Source organism: Pseudoalteromonas rubra (assembly GCF_004212645.1).
Lineage (GTDB): Bacteria > Pseudomonadota > Gammaproteobacteria > Enterobacterales > Alteromonadaceae > Pseudoalteromonas > Pseudoalteromonas rubra_G.
Genome location: NZ_PPUZ01000187.1, coordinates 1 through 328, shown reverse-complemented (window position 1 = coordinate 328; position 328 = coordinate 1). Strand labels below are relative to the sequence as shown.

General features: G+C 60.1%; 1 protein-coding gene. It reads right to left on the bottom strand.

All coding sequences use genetic code 11. The annotated features are described in order from the left end of the window. Nucleotides 1-328: phosphopantetheine-binding protein (locus C3B51_RS23450; RefSeq protein ID WP_130246571.1), on the bottom strand; the 328-nt coding region annotated here is incomplete at both ends.

Sequence of the window (328 nt, the reverse complement as noted above, 5' to 3'; positions counted from 1 at the left end):
ACCCATATCCGGGGTAATGAGCGTGCAGTCGGCCGGGATCAGGCTACCGCTGGCATCGTGCTCGGTTGCCATGGCCAGCGTCAGCCCCTGTGCCATCTCTTGTAAAGTCTGGGCGGCAAACAATGCCTGCGCATCGACCTCAAAACCTTGCTGTCTGAGTCGACTGGCCAGTTGCATCAGCAACAGTGAGTGGCCGCCCAGGGTGAAAAAGTTCGCCGTCACGCTGAGCTGCTCGACAGGCTGTGCCAGCAATTCGCCACACAGGGTGACAATCAATTGCTCACGCTCGCCCTGCGGTGCCACATAGCGGCCCTGCAGCGCTGAAGTA